The organism is Streptomyces sp. NPDC015130, from assembly GCF_043080005.1.
Lineage (GTDB): Bacteria > Actinomycetota > Actinomycetes > Streptomycetales > Streptomycetaceae > Streptomyces.
In genome coordinates this window covers 1-12733 of sequence record NZ_JBIBVC010000013.1, presented here as the reverse complement: position 1 = coordinate 12733, position 12733 = coordinate 1, and the positions used below count along the sequence as shown (strand labels likewise).

At 73.6% G+C, this 12733-nt stretch carries 12 protein-coding genes; 5 read left to right on the top strand and 7 right to left on the bottom strand.

Annotated elements, in window-relative coordinates:
• Positions 1-39: 39 nt before the first annotated feature.
• Positions 40-1587 carry an NlpC/P60 family protein gene (locus ACF08F_RS25330; RefSeq protein WP_392300835.1) on the top strand — a complete coding sequence of 516 codons (1548 nt, stop codon included), beginning with the start codon at positions 40-42 and terminating at the stop codon, positions 1585-1587.
• Between the two features lie 114 nt (positions 1588-1701).
• Here ACF08F_RS25330 and ACF08F_RS25325 read toward each other — a convergent pair whose 3' ends face one another.
• Positions 1702-2229: a DUF6584 family protein gene (locus ACF08F_RS25325; RefSeq protein ID WP_392300834.1), complete on the bottom strand. Its 528-nt coding sequence runs from the start codon at positions 2227-2229 to the stop codon at positions 1702-1704.
• A gap of 261 nt (positions 2230-2490) precedes the next feature.
• Here ACF08F_RS25325 and ACF08F_RS25320 point away from each other — a divergent pair, with 261 nt between their 5' ends.
• Positions 2491-2700 (top strand): hypothetical protein, encoded by a 210-nt coding sequence (locus tag ACF08F_RS25320; protein ID WP_392300833.1) that lies wholly within the window; start codon positions 2491-2493, stop codon positions 2698-2700.
• 146 nt (positions 2701-2846) lie between these two features.
• Here the strand turns inward: ACF08F_RS25320 and ACF08F_RS25315 are convergent, their stop codons facing one another.
• From ACF08F_RS25315 to ACF08F_RS25295, 5 genes are all read right to left on the bottom strand, one after another.
• On the bottom strand, positions 2847-4082 hold the full coding sequence (locus ACF08F_RS25315) for a styrene monooxygenase/indole monooxygenase family protein (protein WP_392300832.1): 1236 nt from the start codon (positions 4080-4082) through the stop codon (positions 2847-2849).
• A gap of 35 nt (positions 4083-4117) precedes the next feature.
• Complete coding sequence (locus ACF08F_RS25310; protein WP_392300982.1) at positions 4118-4735, bottom strand: ATP/GTP-binding protein; 618 nt, start codon at positions 4733-4735, stop codon at positions 4118-4120.
• Positions 4736-4856: 121 nt separating this feature from the next.
• Entirely contained in the window at positions 4857-5279 is a 423-nt protein-coding gene (locus ACF08F_RS25305; protein ID WP_392300831.1) for a DUF742 domain-containing protein, read from the bottom strand.
• A 13-nt stretch (positions 5280-5292) separates the two neighbouring features.
• The gene (locus ACF08F_RS25300) at positions 5293-5781 is read right to left on the bottom strand and encodes a roadblock/LC7 domain-containing protein (protein WP_392300830.1); all 489 of its coding nucleotides are present in this window, start codon (positions 5779-5781) and stop codon (positions 5293-5295) included.
• Positions 5778-8765: a nitrate- and nitrite sensing domain-containing protein gene (locus ACF08F_RS25295; protein ID WP_392300829.1), complete on the bottom strand. Its 2988-nt coding sequence runs from the start codon at positions 8763-8765 to the stop codon at positions 5778-5780. Before ACF08F_RS25295 ends, ACF08F_RS25300 begins: the two co-directional genes overlap by 4 nt.
• Before the next feature lie 359 nt (positions 8766-9124).
• On the opposite strand from ACF08F_RS25295, the gene ACF08F_RS25290 reads away from it, so the two are divergent.
• Positions 9125-9919 carry a hypothetical protein gene (locus ACF08F_RS25290; RefSeq protein WP_392300828.1) on the top strand — a complete coding sequence of 265 codons (795 nt, stop codon included), beginning with the start codon at positions 9125-9127 and terminating at the stop codon, positions 9917-9919.
• Between the two features lie 102 nt (positions 9920-10021).
• On the opposite strand, the gene ACF08F_RS25285 is transcribed toward ACF08F_RS25290, so the two are convergent.
• Positions 10022-10504: a MarR family winged helix-turn-helix transcriptional regulator gene (locus ACF08F_RS25285; protein ID WP_392300827.1), complete on the bottom strand. Its 483-nt coding sequence runs from the start codon at positions 10502-10504 to the stop codon at positions 10022-10024.
• Positions 10505-10720: 216 nt separating this feature from the next.
• Between ACF08F_RS25285 and ACF08F_RS25280 the strand changes: the two genes are divergently transcribed.
• Positions 10721-11551: a lysozyme gene (locus ACF08F_RS25280; RefSeq protein ID WP_392300826.1), complete on the top strand. Its 831-nt coding sequence runs from the start codon at positions 10721-10723 to the stop codon at positions 11549-11551.
• A 198-nt stretch (positions 11552-11749) separates the two neighbouring features.
• The gene (locus ACF08F_RS25275; protein WP_392300825.1) at positions 11750-12634 is read left to right on the top strand and encodes a lytic polysaccharide monooxygenase; all 885 of its coding nucleotides are present in this window, start codon (positions 11750-11752) and stop codon (positions 12632-12634) included.
• Positions 12635-12733: the final 99 nt, after the last annotated feature.

The window sequence follows — 12733 nt, the reverse complement described above, 5'->3', positions numbered from 1 at the left end:
CATGAAGTGACACGTCATCATCCCCGTGGAGGTGGTGACGTGTCGCGAAGGCTGCTGCGCACGGTCTGCACGGGGGCGCTGGCCGTGGTGACGGCCCTCACGGGGGTGGTCCCGGCCGCGGGAGCCGGGCCGACGGACCCGCCCGCGGACCCCTCGGCCGAGGCCCCGATCGCCTGGGCGGACCCGGCGGCGGAACCGGTCGGTCCGGTGGATCCGGAGGCGGGGACGGAAGCGGGGACGGGGACGGGGACGGGTGCCGGGACCGCCCCGGAGACTGATCCCGGGACTGATCCCGGGACTGATCCCGGCCTTGATCCCGGGTCGACCGACCCGGGAGACCCGGCAGACCCGGCCGATCCGGGAGACCCGGCAGACCCGGCCGACCCCGCCGCCGGTGTGGGCCCCGTACCCCCGACCGTCGGCGCAGCTCCGGACGCGCCCGACACGCTGAACGACCCGGCCGTTCCCACCGACCCGGCCGACCCCACAGACCCCACCGATCCCGCCACCCCGGCCGACCCCCTCGACGACGCCGCCGCGCTACCCCCGTCCGGCGGAGATTCCGTCAGCGCGCTCCTCACCCGGCTGCGGACGCTGTACCAGCGCGCCGAGGAGGCCACCGAGCGGTTCAACGCCGCCGACGAGGCGCTCAAGCTCCAAACCGCCGACACCAAGAAGGTCACGGCCCGGCTCACCACCGCCCGGACCGACCTCGCCCGCGGGCGGGCCCAGGCCGGGCGGCTCGCCAGGGAGCAGTACCAGGGCAGGGCCGTGCTCTCGTCGCTCCCCTCCTCACTCCGGATGCTCTTCGCCGAGGACCCCCGGGCGGCTCTGGATCAGGGGCGCCTGCTCGCCCGTGCGGCTCGCGACCGGGCCGGCACCGTCGCGCGGCTCGAAGGGGCCGAGCGCCGGGCCGACGCCCTCGCGAGCGCGTCCCGCAAGGCCCTGGACCGGCAGCAGTCCCTCGCCGCTACGCAGCGCGGCCGGCGCGACGAGGTGACGAAGCAGCTGCGCGAGGTCGAGAAGCTGCTCGCGTCCCTCTCGCCGACGCAGCTCACCCGGCTCACCGAGCTGGAGCGCGTGCAGACCGCGGGCGCCCAGCGCGAACTCCTCGACTCCGGCGTCCTGGACGGCCCCCGCACCCCGTCGCGGGCGGGCGCGGCGGCCCTGCGCTTCGCGGTCGGCCAGATCGGCAAGCCGTACGTGTGGGGGGCCGAGGGCCCGGAGTCGTACGACTGCTCGGGGCTGACCCAGCAGGCGTGGGCGGCGGCCGGGCGGGAGCTCCCCCGGACGAGCCAGGAGCAGTGGGCGACGCTGCCCCGGGTGCCGCTGCCCGAGCTCCGGCCGGGCGACCTGGTGGTCTACTTCCCGGGCGCCACCCATGTGGCGCTCTATCTCGGCGAGGGCCTGGTGGTGCAGGCGCCCCGGCCCGGCGGGAAGGTGAAGGTCTCCCCCGTCGCGGCGAACCCGCTGCTCGGGGCGGTCCGCCCCGATCCGGGCGGCGAGGCCCTGGAGACGTACGCGCCGCCGGAGCTGCCCACGGGGGCCAGGGACGGCGGCGACGAGGGGTACGACCGCGACTCCTGAACCCGAATCCCGAACTCCCCCTCGCCGCAAGCACCTTGCCCAGGCCGCCGGGCTCGCCGCCCGCGCCGCTGATCCGGCACTACGGAGGAGACCTGCCGCAGGAGTTCTCACCGCTCAGTCGAAGAGCGAGACGACGCCCAGGACCCAGACCGTCACGAAGGCGATGGCGCCCACGGCGCAGCCGGTAGCCGCGAGCACCCCGGCGACGGTCCACGGCTCGTCGGGCGCCTCGTACTCCTCGTCCGCGTCCTCGTCGTAGGAGGCAGGGTCGTCCCAGTCGACCGGTCGCCCCAGCTCCTCGGCGCGGGCGGTGCGCACGGCGACGAGCCGCTCCTCGGCGAAGGCCGTGGCGGCCAGCGCCTCCGGGCCGCGCCAGGCGAGGGCCTTCATGCGCCGGGCGGGAGATCCGTACCGCTCCTCGAAGGCCGTCGTCTCGTCCGCGTCCCGGTCCTCTTCGAGGTACGTCCAGCGCCCCGCCTCCGCGGCGTCGCCGTACAGCCGGTACACCTCGGCGAGGCGGCGGCGGAGGGTCAGGTCGTACGGGTAGGACGAGACGAGGCCGCGCAGGCGCTGGCGCGCCATCGGCACGCGGCCGGCGGCCAGGTCCGCGTCCACGCAGGCCAGGGTGTTCGAGACGGGCATGCCCACATCATCGGACACCCCGGTACGGCCCAGCGACCGGATTTCGCCGCCGCCACGGCCGATACCCGGTTCGGCCCACCGGTGCGTCTATCCAGGTCACCTCGGGAGGTCACCCGAGCGAGCGGCGCTCGGCGGGGGTATGTCGTTTCGCGCAAGGTACCCCTGGGACCCATGAGGAGATCAGCCATGTACACGGTGATTCGGCGATACGAGGGAGTCACGGACTCTGCCGAGGCAGGGCGTCGGGTGGACGAGGGATTCGTGCCCCTCCTCCGCCGGGTCCCCGGCTTCGTGTCCTACTACTTCGTGGACGCCGGGGACGGAGTGATGGTCTCCGTCAGCGTCTTCGAGGACCGGTCCGGGGCCGAGGAGTCGATCGAGCGGGCGGCCGACTTCGTCAGGGAGAACCTCGCGCCGCTGCTCCCCAACGCTCCTCAGGTCACCGCCGGCCCGGTCGTGGCCGCCGGGTAGCGGCAGGGCAGGCGACACGTCCGGCCGTACGTCGCCGGTGCGGACGGGTGCGTACACGCGAGAGGAGCACCCGGCGCGGGGGCGGGGGTGCTCCTCTTGCTCGTGCCGTCTGCCGGGCCGCCGCTGGTTCGCGGGTCAGCGGCGTATCACCCGGCGGACACCGAGGCCAGGTACGCGTTCGTCTTCTCGGGGTCGAAGAAGAAGTTCTCGAAGTCGGCCGGGTCGTTGAAGCCGTTCGCGAAGCGGTCGGCGACCGGCTGGAGCTCGCCCGCCGCGCCGATCAGGTTCAGGACGTGCTCCGGCGGGACGCCCAGCATCGCGTTCGTCCACTGGGTGACGTGCTGCGCGGTCTCCCAGTACCGGTCGAACGTGGCCTGCATCCAGGCCTCGTCGAAGGGCTTGTCGCCGTGCTCGACGATGGCCGCGAGGTACGCGGCCGCGCACTTGGAGGCCGAGTTGGAGCCCTGGCCCGTGATCGGGTCGTTGGCGACGACGACGTCGGCGACACCGAGGACCAGCCCGCCCCCGGGGAGCCTGCCGACGGGGTGGCGGACGGTCGGCGCGTACCGGCCGGCGAGGGTGCCGCCCGCGTCGGTCAGCTCGACCTTGGTGGCACGCGCGTACTCCCACGGCGTGAACTTCTCCATCAGCTCCAGCGTCAGCGCCAGGTGCTCGGAGGGGTCCTTGATGCCCTGGAAGACGTCGACCGGGCCGCCGGGGACGCCCTCCCAGAAGAGGATGTCGGCGCGGCCGCCGGTCGTCAGGGTCGGCATGACGAAGAGCTCGCCGACGCCCGGGACCAGGTTGCAGCGGACCGCGTCGAAGTCCGGGTGCTCGGGGCGCGGGCCGAGGCCGTGCACGTACGCCACGGCGAGCGCCCGCTGCGGCTCCGCGTACGGCGAACGGGACGCGTCCCGGCCGAACATGGAGACCAGCTCGCCCTTGCCCGCCGCGACGAGCACCAGGTCGTAGTTGCGGGAGAAGTAGTCGAGGTCGCTCACGGCCGCGCCGTGGATGACGAGCTGGCCGCCGCGCTGGGCGAAGGTCTCCATCCAGCCGGACATCTTCACGCGCTGGTCCACGGACTGCGCGTAGCCGTCGAGCCTGCCGACCCAGTCGATCGCCCTGCCACCGTCGGGGGCGGCGACGGAGACGCCGAGGCCCTCGGTGCGGGGGGCCTGGGACTCCCAGAAGTTGAGGCCGAGGTCCCGCTCGTGCTGGAGGGCCTTGTCGAACATGCACTGCGTGGACATGACGCGCCCGGCGCGGATCTCGTCCGCCGTCCGGTTCGACATCAGGGTGACCTCGTACCCCTGCGTCTGAAGTCCGAGGGCGAGCTGCAGACCGGACTGGCCGGCGCCGACTATGAGTATCTTCCGCATGGGTGGTGCTCCTGCGACTGGTGCGACGGTACGGGCTATTCGGGGGTGGCTTCGAGTGCGTGCGCGACCATGGAGAGCAGGGTCTCGACGACGCTGTAGCGCTTGCGCGCGTCCATGATCACCACCGGCACGTCCGGGGAGACCGTCAGCGCCTCCCTGACGTCCTCCGGCTCGAAGCGCTCGGTGCCCTCGAAGTGGTTGACGGCCACGATGTACGGCAGGCCGCAGCTCTCGAAGTAGTCCAGGGCCGGGAAGCAGTCGGTCAGCCGGCGCGTGTCGGCGAGCACGATCGCACCGATCGCCCCGCGCACCAGGTCGTCCCACATGAACCAGAAGCGCTGCTGCCCCGGCGTACCGAAGACGTACAGCACGAGGTCGTTGTCGAGGGTGATCCGGCCGAAGTCCATCGCCACCGTGGTGGTGAGCTTGTCCGGGGTGGACGTGAGGTCGTCGGTGTCCTCGCTCGCCCGGGTCATCAGCGCCTCGGTCTGGAGCGGGGTGATCTCCGAGACCGCGCGGACGAAGGTGGTCTTGCCGACGCCGAAGCCGCCCGCGACCACGATCTTCGTCGCGATCGGGGCCCGGGTGTGGTCGAGCTGCCAGTCCTGGGCGCCGTCCTCGGCGTCCGGTCCGGGTTCCCCTTCCGGGGCTATGTCCGCTTCCGGTTCGCGCGGATCGCCCTTCGGCTGCGCGGGGATGCCGGCGGCGACCGCCGGGGCGCCGGCCGGAGCCTCCGCCGGAGCGGCGGTTGCGGCTTCGGAGACGGCGGTGGCGTCAGAGACGACGGAGTCCACTCAGCACCCTTTCGAGGAGCGCGCGGTCGGGCTGGCCGGTGCCGTGACCGGTCCCGTACACACGGATCTTTCCCTGGTCGGCCAGGTCGCTGAGCAGCACCCGGACGACCCCCAACGGCATCTTCAGGAGCGCCGAGATCTCCGCGACCGTCCGCATGCGGCGGCAGATCTCGACGATGGCCCGCATCTCCGGCATCAGACCGCGGGCGGCGGGCCCGCCGTCCGTGAGGACCTTGCGCGCCGGGGCCGCTCCGAGGGCGGCCACGAACGTCTCGACGAGCAGGACGTGACCGAAGCGCGTACGGCCTCCGGTCAGCGAGTACGGGCGTACGCGCGCGGGGCGCCGCCCGTCCCCGCGCACCGGCAGCTTGCGGGCGTGAAAGGCCGCGGACGCAGACGTCACTGGGTGCTCTCCCTCACTGGGTGCTCTCCATCGATTTACGCAGCTCGCTGCGGACTTCGGGGGTGAGTACGTGCCCGGCGCGGCCCACGAAGAGCGCCATGTGGTACGCCACGACGCTCATGTCGCAGTCGGGTTCGGCGTGCACGCCGAGCAGCGAGCCGTCGCTGATCGACATCACGAAGACGCTGCCGTCCTCCATCGCGACCATGGTCTGCTTGACCCCGCCGCCGTCCATCAGCCGGGCGGCGCCGATGGTGAGGCTGCCGATGCCCGAGACGATGGTGGCCAGGTCGGCGCTGGATCCGCGCGGCCCCCCGGGGCGGGCGGCGTCGGCCGTCGCCTCGGCCTGCTGGGCGGCCGGGTCGGACGAGAGCAGCATCAGTCCGTCGGAGGAGACGACGGCGACCGAGCGGACTCCCGGTACCTCCTCCACCAGATTCCCCAGCAGCCATTGCAGGTTGCGGGCCTCCGTGCTCAGTCCGAACGTTCCCGTCGCGGTCAACTGCGTGCCTCCTCGACTGTGTCCCCCGTCATCTCCTCTGTACGTGCAGGCCTTGCGGCGGCTATCCGCTCCGCCGCGTTCGTCTCCAGCTCCGTCTCCATCTCCGCCTCCACGTCCCGGCGGCCGGCCTTGGCCCCCTGGTGGAAGCCGCCGAGCCGGCGGCGCAGGGCCTCGGCGTCCACGCTTCCCGTGCGGGGCGCGGCGGTGGCACCGGGCTGACGGACCACCTGCGGGGTGCGCTTGGGCAGTCCCTTGTCGGTGACCCGCTCCCACTGGGCGGCGCGGGGCCCCGGAACCGGCTGGTCGGAGACCGGCTCGGGGGCGGCGGGCGCGGCGGGCGGCGCGGCGTGGGCGGCCGGGGGCGCGGCGGCGACGGTTTCCTCGTCGGCGGCGCGCTCGTGGGCGTCCGGTTCGGGCTGCGGGTCGGGCAGCCGGACCTGGAGCGTGGTCTCGGAGACGGACTCCCCGAGCCCTGCGGGCTCGGCCTGGTACGCCTCCACGGGCGCGGGCGCCGGGGCGTGGGCGGTCGGGGCGGCCTTCGTGTCCGTCGCTTCCGCTTCCGCTTCGGGTTCGGCTTCCGCTTCCGGGTGCGCCGCTGCCTCTGCGCCCGCATCTGCCTCGGCGCCCGCCCCTGCCTCGGCCGCGCGGAACGCGCGCTCCGCGGCTTCCACCAGCGGGTCGCGGTGACGGGACGGCAGGGTGTTGGAGTTGGCCTCCGCCGCCGAGCCGGGCAGATGGAGCGTGGGCGCCGCGCCCGCCACCCGTACCGGCTCCGACACCACGGTCGGCGGGGCCGTGGGCAGCAGGGGCAGCGGCAGGACCACGACGGCCGCGATGCCGCCGGACTTCTGCTCGCGCAGCTCGACGCGGACCCCGTGGCGGGCGGCGAGGAGGGCGGTCACCCGCATGCCCAGCCCCTCGCCCTCGAAGGCGTCCGGGTCGGCCTCGGCGAGGCGGGCGTTGAGCTCGGTGAGCCGGGAGTCGGTCATGCCGATGCCCGCGTCCTGGACGGAGAGCATGACCTCGCCGCTCTCCAGGAGCCAGCCGGAGAGCTGGACCTCGGCGTCGGGCGGCGAGAACGACGTGGCGTTCTCCAGGAGCTCGGCGACCAGGTGGCTCAGGTCGTCGGCGGCGAAGCCCGCGACCTGGGCGTGCGGCGGCAGGGACTGGATGGTGACCCGCTCGTACCGCTCGATCTCGCTGACGGCGGCGCGCAGCACGTCGACCAGCGGGACGGGCCCGGCGTGGCCGTGGACGTGCTCGTGGCCGGCGAGGACGAGGAGGTTCTCGCTGTGGCGGCGCATGACGGTCGCCAGGTGGTCGAGGCGGAAGAGCGTCGCGAGGCGGTCCGGGTCCTGCTCGCGCTCCTCCAGCTTCTCGATGACGCCGAGCTGCCGCTCGACGAGCCCGAGGCTGCGCAGCGAGAGGTTGACGAAGGTGTGGTGGACGGTGTCCTTGAGGCGTTCCAGGTCGGCCGTGAGGAGCGCGACCCGGCTCTGGAGGTCGGCGCGCTGGGCGGCGAGGTCCGCGGCGAGGGACTCCTTGGCGGTGGCGAGTTCGGCGTTCTCGCCGGTGAGCCGCACGCCGTGGGCGGCGAGGCCCGCGAGCTTGGCGTGCAGGGTGTTGAGGGAGCGGACGGCCTGGGCGAACTCGTCGTTGCGGCCGGTGAAGCGGACCGGCTCCTCGGTGTGCGGCTCGGGTGCGGCGGCGAGCCGGGCGGCGCCGATGCGGAGGACGGCGAGCGGCCGGGTGAGGGTGCGGGCGACGTAGGTGGAGATGCCGACGGCGAGGAGGAGGCAGCCGCCGAGGTAGGCGATGCGCAGTTCGAGGGCGGTGACGTCGTCGTCCCGGAGGGCGGCGAAGTGCTCGACCCGCTCGGCGGCGAGCCGGGACTCGACGCCGCGCATCTGCTCGATGCGGGCGGACAGCGCGGCCTCCAGGCCGGCCGCGTCGGTCCCGCGCTCGGCCTCGGTCAGCCGGGGCTGGTCGGTGAGCGTGGCGAGCGAACGCTCGGCGCTCTTGACGTCGGGGCCGGTGACGGTCGTGGCGATCGCGTCGCGGGCGGCGGCGCCTGCGGCCTGGTCGAAGTCGCCGAGGGCGGCGAGCTCGCGGACACGGGCCTGCTGGGCGGCGGCGGTGAGGGCGTCGCGGGCGCGCTCGGCCTCGTCGGCGCCCTCGGGCACGTCGGGGACGTAGGTGCCGGTGGTGGGGTCGTAGTGGACCTCGCCGGTCGGCTCGGGCTGCGGCACGGCGAGCGCGGCGACGAGCAGGCCGCGGGTGGCGGAGGCCTGTTCGACGGCGCGGCCGAGCGCGGCGGGGGCGCGGGTGCCCTCGGTGAGCGCGGTGCCGGCGGCGCGGGGCGGGGTCTGCTCGGCGAGTTCCTCGGAGAGGGCCTGGAGCTTGCTTATGACGTCCGTGTACGCCTTGTGGGCCTCCAGGGCCGTGCCCTTGCCGGTGAGGGCGGCGCGGCGGATGGAGGGGACGCCGGCGAGGTCACGGCGGAGCTCGGTGGCGGCCGCGGGCCGGATCTCGTCGATCTGGCGGTCGACGCGGGTGGCCCGGGTGTCGGTGATCTGGCGCTTGCCCTTGGCGTCGCCCGTCTGCGCGTCACGGCCGGCGGCGATGTACGCGACGACCTCGTCGCGCTCGTCGGCGAGGGAGTGCGCGAGGGTGACGGCCTGCCGGTCGAGTTCGGCGAGGGTGACCAGGCGCTGGGCGTCGGTCAGGTCGGCGGAGGCCGCGAGGATCGCGGGGGCGCCGGCGGCGAGGACGGTCACGCCCACCAGGGCGACTCCGGCGACCAGGCGGTTGCGGACGCGCTTGGAGCGACCGGCGGGGGGCTGCGGGGCGGGCGTCGCGGCGGGCTCCGAGGGCCGGCCGCCGGTGGGCGCCGCGGTGGGGGTGCCGACCGGGGTCGCGCCGGGGGTCTGACTCCGCGCGCCGTTCTTGCTCCGAGGCCGCTTCTTCTCCACCGGTGCTCGCATTCTTGACTCGTCCGCCCACAAAGCAGAGGTGACGGCCGGTCACGTGGAGCGCCCCCACCCCTGGTACGGCTTCCGACCATTCCAGCGCTTCTGGGAAGGGGGCGCGCATCGGCCGCTCCGCCACCCGAACGAGTGAACAACACTCCTGAGTTGGCGAACAACTCCCCGGGGCGGGGCCCACGGCCCCCGACCGGCCCTCGGTTGGATCTTCCGCGCGGGCTTTGGCAGGATGCCCGCCCGCAGCTCGACGGAGGTCCTGGTTCCGCCTCTCGCGCCGCCTCCGCCGGGTTGGTACAGGCCATTTCCGGCTGTTTGGAGGTGCCGTGAAGGAGTGCGGCGGGGCGGGCACACTGGGGATCATGCGCAGCGATGTCGCCACCCTCCCCGGCAGCCCCGAACGCCCCAATGAGGACTGGGCAGCCGCAGCTCTGCCCGCCTCGGGCGCCGGGGGAACGGTCGTCCTCCTCGACGGCGTCACGCCGCCGACGGGTGATGACGGTTGTGTGCACACCGTGCCGTGGTTCACCGCTCGCCTTGGCGGGGCTTTGACCGAACTGTCCGCTTCTCGCCCGGACATGCCCCTGGCGGAGGTCCTGGCCGAGGCAATCCGGCGCACCGCGGACGCCCACCGCGGCACCTGTGACCTTTCTCACGTGCGCACGCCCCAGGCGACGGTGGTCCTCGCGCGCTGGGACGGGGACTCGGTCGAGCATCTCGTCCTCTCCGACTCGGCCCTCCTCCTGGAGGCTCCGGACGGGGCGGTCCGGGCGGTCCTCGACGACCGGCTCGACCTGGTCCCGGACGAGATCCGGCGCTCGCTCGCGGCGACGGACCGGCTGCGGAACCGGGAGGGCGGCTTCTTCACGGCGGCCGCCGACCCGTCGGTCGCCGGGCGGGCGGTGACGGGGACGACCCCGCGCGCGGAGGTACGGGCCCTGGCGGCGCTCACGGACGGGGCGAGCCGCTGGGTGGAGCTCTTCGGCGCGGGCGACTGGGCGGCGTGCTTCGGCGTCCTGCGCGCGGAGGGCCCGACGGGCCTGCTCCGGCGGGTGCGGGCACTGGAGGCGGCGGACACGGAGGCGGGCGGGAAGCACCGCTGGAAGACGCACGACGACGCGACGGCGGTGTACGCGGAACTGCGCCCCTTCCCGTAGGCGCACCCTCCCGTAGGCGACGTCCCCGCCCGAACGCACCCCGTGTGCGCCCTCCGGCAGGTCCGTAGGCGCACCCTCGCCACAGAGCCCCCGCCCGCGGCGTCAGCCCTCGGAGCGGACGTTGAAGTGGTGGAGAAGCCTGGCCAGTTCGGCCACCTCGGCGCGGTCCCAGTCGACGAGCTTGCGGACGTACCGCTCGCGGCGGGCGTCCCGGACGTGCCGGAAGCGGTCCCGGCCCTCCTCCGTGAGCCGGACGAGCGAGGCGCGCCCGTCGGCGGGGTCGGGGTCGCGGACGACGAGCCCGAGCATTTCGAGGGCGCGGAGCTGGCGGCTCATGGTCGCCTTGCCCACGCCGAAGTACCCGGCGAGTTCGGTGGCCCGCTGCGGACCGGCGTCGTCGAGGCGTACGAAGAGCCCGTAGGCGGCGGGCTCCAGCTCGGGGTGCACCTCGCGGGCCATCTCGCCGGACTGGGCGCGGGCGCGACGCAGGAAGACCGCCAGCTCCCTTTCGAGAGCAAGGAATTCCGGGTCCACCCCGGGCGGCGGAACGGCCCGGCCTTCACTTCCCGTACCGCTTCCGTGCACGTCAGCACCTCCCACGCGTTCTCCGGCGAGTTCCCGGCCGCTGAAAGTTTCTTCTCTCCACGGCCATCGCCGCAGCTCCTTCAGTATTTCGCAGGAGTAGACCAACGGCGGTATCCGGCCCCCCTTCCGCCGGACGGGTCTACGTGCGTAGCGTCATAAATGACATGTCCACACCAGGCATGTCATCCGGTCCCCCACCGCCTTTCGGAGGCACGCATGCGTGTGCACAGATCCGGAACGACCCTCGCCGGCGCCGCCCTCGCGGCCCTGGCACTCCTCCTCCCCCTCGCCGGCTCCGCCGGCGCCGCCCAGGATCCGGGCGCCCGGCAGGTGCCCGTGCGGGGCTCCGCCTCGATGGGCATGGGCGTCCTGAAGCACGACGGCCGCGGCGGCGAACCCGGCGGCATCTCGACGCAGGCCGTCCAGACGGAAGGCGTGGACGTCTCCTCGCACCAGGGGAACGTCGCCTGGTCCACGCTGTGGAACAGCGGAGTCAAGTGGGCCTACGTCAAGGCGACCGAGGGCACGTACTACAAGAACACCTCCTTCACGCAGCAGTACAACGGCTCGTACAACGTCGGCATGATCCGGGGCACGTACCACTTCGCCACCCCGGACACGACGACCGGCGCCGCCCAGGCCGACTACTTCGTCAACAACGGCGGCGGCTGGTCGCCGGACGGCAGGACCCTGCCGGGCGTCCTCGACATCGAGTGGAACCCGTACGGCGCGACCTGCTACGGCAAGACCCAGTCCGGGATGGTGACCTGGATCCGCGACTTCCTGAACCGGTACAAGTACCGGACCGGGCGGGACGCGGTCATCTACACGGCGACGAGCTGGTGGACCCAGTGCACGGGCAACTACTCCGGCTTCGCCGCGACGAACCCGCTGTGGATCGCGCGGTACGCCTCGACCGTGGGCGAACTCCCGGCCGGCTGGCAGTACTACACGATGTGGCAGTACACCTCCACCGGCCCGACGGTCGGCGACCACAACCGCTTCAACGGCGACTACTCGCGCGTCCAGGCACTCGCCAACGGCTGACCGCCCCCCTCCCGCCCGACGGCGGCTCTCCGGGGGTGCGGCACCCCGGGGGGCCGCCGCGGCTTTTTCCACCCACCCTCTTGCTCATTGGTATGGACCAATGCGAGGCTCTACGGCGGTCGCCCGGAATTCAACTCCCGCGTACCCAGCGCGCGTTGCTCGTTCCGTACTCCCCCACGCACGAGAGAGAGCCCCCGCATGCCCTCGTACCGCCGCACGTCCGCCGTCGCCGCCTCCGCCCTGTCCGCCGCCGCCCTCGTCGGCCTCACCCCCGCCACGGCCGGTGCCCACGGCGCCGTCTTCAACCCCGTGAGCCGAGTGGCGGCCTGTTACGCCGAAGGCCCCGAGACGCCCAAGTCGCAGGTGTGCAAGGACCTCGTCGCCGATTCCGGCACCCAGCCGCTCTACGACTGGAACGAGGTCAACATCGCCAACGCCGACGGGCAGCACCAGGCCCTCATCCCGGACGGCAAGCTCTGCTCGGCGAACCGCGCCAAGTACCGGGCGCTGGACTGGGCGCGCACCGACTGGCCGGCGACGGCGGTCTCGGCCGGCTCCTTCGACTTCAAGGTCCGGGTGACGGCGCCCCACTCCGGCACGATGACGGTCTACATCACCAAGCCGGGCTTCGACCCGACGCAGCCCCTGAAGTGGTCCGACCTGGACGCGGCCCCGGTCGCCGTCCTCAACACCACCCGGACGGCCACGGACGGCTTCTACAACTTCACGGGCAACCTCCCGGCCCGCACCGGCCGCCACATCATCTACAAGGTGTGGCAGCGCAACGACAGCCCCGAGGCCTTCTACAGCTGCTCGGACGTCACCTTCGGCGGTACGGCGGCGGCGCAGACCCAGCTGAAGGCCCAGGCCCCGACCGAGGCGAAGATCGCGGCGGGCGCCGACCTGTCCACCGTCAGCCACGCCGGCCACGGCGGCGACGAGCAGGCCCCGGCGCTCTCCGCCGAGGCCGCCGGCGCCCCCGCCTCGCCGCTCCCCCTGGCGCTCGCGGGCGCGGGCGCCCTCGCGGCCTTCGCCGGGGGCACCCTGCTCCTGGGCCGGCGCCGGAACTCGTCCGCCTCCTGAGCCCCTAGATGAATGAGTCCGATGTCTTCAGTGGTCATAGGCGATCAGTGAGCGTTTGACTGCGGCGCCGGTGGTCCAGTTGTGCCAGATGCCGGCGGC

What these genes read in the sequence shown, in the direction of transcription:
- ACF08F_RS25275 (WP_392300825.1), top strand. Translation starts at nt 11,750, where the DNA reads ATGCCCTCGTACCGCCGCACGTCCGCCGTCGCCGCCTCCGCCCTGTCC.
- ACF08F_RS25290 (WP_392300828.1), top strand. Translation starts at nt 9,125, where the DNA reads ATGCGCAGCGATGTCGCCACCCTCCCCGGCAGCCCCGAACGCCCCAAT.
- ACF08F_RS25295 (WP_392300829.1), bottom strand. Translation starts at nt 8,765, where the DNA reads ATGCGAGCACCGGTGGAGAAGAAGCGGCCTCGGAGCAAGAACGGCGCG.
- ACF08F_RS25280 (WP_392300826.1), top strand. Translation starts at nt 10,721, where the DNA reads ATGCGTGTGCACAGATCCGGAACGACCCTCGCCGGCGCCGCCCTCGCG.
- ACF08F_RS25325 (WP_392300834.1), bottom strand. Translation starts at nt 2,229, where the DNA reads ATGCCCGTCTCGAACACCCTGGCCTGCGTGGACGCGGACCTGGCCGCC.
- ACF08F_RS25315 (WP_392300832.1), bottom strand. Translation starts at nt 4,082, where the DNA reads ATGCGGAAGATACTCATAGTCGGCGCCGGCCAGTCCGGTCTGCAGCTC.